The 2565-nt window shown below is 69.1% G+C and carries 2 protein-coding genes and 1 pseudogene; 1 reads left to right on the forward strand and 2 read right to left on the reverse strand.

Annotated features, from left to right (window positions below; genetic code table 11):
• Positions 1-85: 85 nt before the first annotated feature.
• Together ABZ896_RS52530 and ABZ896_RS52535 are read right to left on the reverse strand one after the other, a co-directional pair.
• Positions 86-298 (reverse strand): hypothetical protein, encoded by a 213-nt coding sequence (locus tag ABZ896_RS52530; RefSeq protein ID WP_360946582.1) that lies wholly within the window; start codon positions 296-298, stop codon positions 86-88.
• A 7-nt stretch (positions 299-305) separates the two neighbouring features.
• Positions 306-1283, reverse strand: a complete 978-nt coding sequence (locus ABZ896_RS52535; RefSeq protein ID WP_360946584.1) for a TIGR01777 family oxidoreductase — start codon at positions 1281-1283, stop codon at positions 306-308.
• 156 nt (positions 1284-1439) lie between these two features.
• Between ABZ896_RS52535 and ABZ896_RS52540 the strand changes: the two are divergent.
• Positions 1440-2474, forward strand: a pseudogene (locus ABZ896_RS52540) (glycoside hydrolase family 27 protein); the annotation flags it as partial.
• Positions 2475-2565 lie beyond the last annotated feature (91 nt).

The raw sequence follows: 2565 nt of genomic DNA on the forward strand, positions 1-2565 counted from the left end.
CTGGAGCGCCAGCAGCGGTGTCATCACCAACTCCAGCAGCCAGTCGGCCCGTTCGTGAAGGCCTCGCGTCGGCGAAAAGGCCTCGTCAGCCGTTCTGCCCGAGGGCTCCCTGGTCGACACCCTCCAGGCTGTCGCTGGAGACGGTGTGCCCGAGCGTGCTCAGGGTGTCGTCGACGTTGATGTGGTTCAGGTTGTCGCCGAGGGTGTCGTTCAGGCCCGCGGAGTGCGAGGGCGTGATCGCCGCGACGACGAAGCCGGTGGCGAGGGAGGCGATGGCGAGCATGCTGCGCTTCTTCATGCCGGGTTCAACTGCGGACCGGCGCCGGGGTCACGCCCGGCCTTCGGGTGATCCTCGCGCGCCGCGCGAGATCGTCCGCGGCTCCCGCCCACTCGGCGTGCCGGAAGGAGAAACCCGCGTCCAGCAGCCGGCCGGGGACGACCCGGCGGCTCTTGAGCAGCAGTTCGGTGTCCGAGCGCAGCGCGAACGCGCCGATCTCCGCCATCCAGCGGGTCGCGGGGAGCCCGACCGGCATACCCCACGCCGAGCGCAGCGCCCGCATGAACGCCCGCTGCGGCAGCGGCCCGGGGGCGGCGAGGTTCACGGGACCGGCGAGGTCCTCCCGGTCGACCAGGAACTCGACCGCGCGGACGAAGTCCTCGTCGTGGATCCAGGAGACGTACTGGCCGCCGCCCGCGACCGGCCCGCCGAGTCCGAGCCGTGTGAGCCAGGACAGGACGTCGAAGACCCCGCCGCGGTCGGGGCTCATCACCATCGCCGAGCGCAGGGCGACCTTGCGGGTGCGCGGGGTGTCGGCCTCCTGCTGGGCGCGCTCCCAGTTCCTGGCGATCTCGATGCTGTAGGCCCAGTAGTCGGGGACACCGGACTCGTCCCCTCCGAGGATTCCGGTCGCCTCGTCATGGGCGGCATCGAAACGGTGGGCGTAGATCGTGGCGGTGCTCATCTGGAGCCAGACGCGGGGCGGTCGTACGGCGGCCGCGATCGCCTCGCCCACGACGCGGGCGGAGTCGACCCGCGAGTCCATCATCGCCTTGAGGTTGTCCGGCGTGTAGCGGCAGCTGACGCTGCGGCCCGCGAGATTGATCACGACATCGCTGCCGTCGATCAGTTCGGCCCATCGCCCCAGCGTGGCGCCGTCCCAGCCGACCTCGTTGGGGCGTGTCGGCCGCCTGGTCAGGATCAGCACGTCGTGTCCCGCGGCGGTCAGCGCCCGCTCGAGAACGCTTCCGACCTGGCCGGTCCCGCCCGGCAGCACGAATCTCATGAGGCTCCCCCTCTGTCGTTCGAGAGCAGCCTAACCCATTTTTGAACATGTTCAAATAGCGATCGCGTGAGACCCCTGGCACCTTCCGCGCCGAACGCGCACCATGACGCGTACATGCAGTCATCCCACCTTTCGCAGGTTCGGAGGAACGTACCGATGCATCACCCCCACACCCGCACAACCCGCAGAAGAGTGGTCGCAGTAGTCGCGGCGGGCCTGCTGGGCACGGCCGGACTGGCGGCGCCCACCATGGCCGCCCCCGTCCAGGAGACCGTCTCGCCCGCCCTGGACGACGGTCTCGCCCTCACCCCGCCGACGGGCTTCAACAACTGGAACTCCACGCACTGCCGCGCCGAGTTCGACGAGGCGATGGTCAAGGGGATCGCCGACATCTTCGTCGAGAAGGGCCTGAAGGACGCCGGATACCAGTACGTCAACCTCGACGACTGCTGGGCGCTCCCGCAGCGGGACGCAGACGGCAAGCTCGTGCCCGACCCGGTGCGGTTCCCCGGCGGGATCAAGGCGGTCGCGGACTACGTGCACTCCAAGGGGCTCAAGCTCGGCATCTACACCAGCGCGGGCACCAAGACGTGCAACAGCGCGGGCTTCCCGGGCGCGCTGGGCCACGAGTACAGCGACGCGCGGCAGTTCGCGGACTGGGGCGTGGACTACCTCAAGTACGACAACTGCAACAACCAGGGCGTCGACGCGAAACTGCGCTACACGACCATGCGCGACGCCCTGAAGGCGACCGGCCGGCCCATCGTCTACAGCATCTGCGAATGGGGCGAGAACAAGCCCTGGGAGTGGGTCGCCGACGTCGGCCACCTCTGGCGCACGACCGGTGACATCGGCGACACCTGGGGCTCGATGCTGTCGATCCTCAAGAAGAACCTGCCGCTGGCGCCGTACGCCGGTCCCGGGCACTGGAACGACCCCGACATGCTGGAGGTCGGCAACGGCGGCATGACGGACACCGAGTACCGCTCGCACTTCTCGATGTGGTCGGTGATGGCCGCCCCGCTGCTGATCGGCACTGACCTGCGCAAGGCGTCCGACAGCGCCTTCGAGATCCTCGGCAACAAGGAGGTCGTCGCGGTCGACCAGGACCCGCTGGGCAAGCAGGGCACGGTCATCTCCTCCGAGGGCGGCCGCTGGGTCGTAGCGAAGGAACTGCGGGACGGCAGCCGCACCCCGCGCCCACGCACACACCCACCACCCCCATGACCACAGCCACGATCACGACCATGGCCACAGCCATGATCACGGCCACAGTTATGAC

It is taken from the genome of Streptomyces sp. NPDC047072 (genome assembly GCF_040643855.1).
Taxonomy (GTDB): Bacteria; Actinomycetota; Actinomycetes; order Streptomycetales; family Streptomycetaceae; genus Streptomyces.

Excerpts from the sequence above, each read along its gene's own strand:
- ABZ896_RS52530 (WP_360946582.1), bottom strand. The coding sequence starts at position 298 with ATGAAGAAGCGCAGCATGCTCGCCATCGCCTCCCTCGCCACCGGCTTC.
- ABZ896_RS52535 (WP_360946584.1), bottom strand. The coding sequence starts at position 1,283 with ATGAGATTCGTGCTGCCGGGCGGGACCGGCCAGGTCGGAAGCGTTCTC.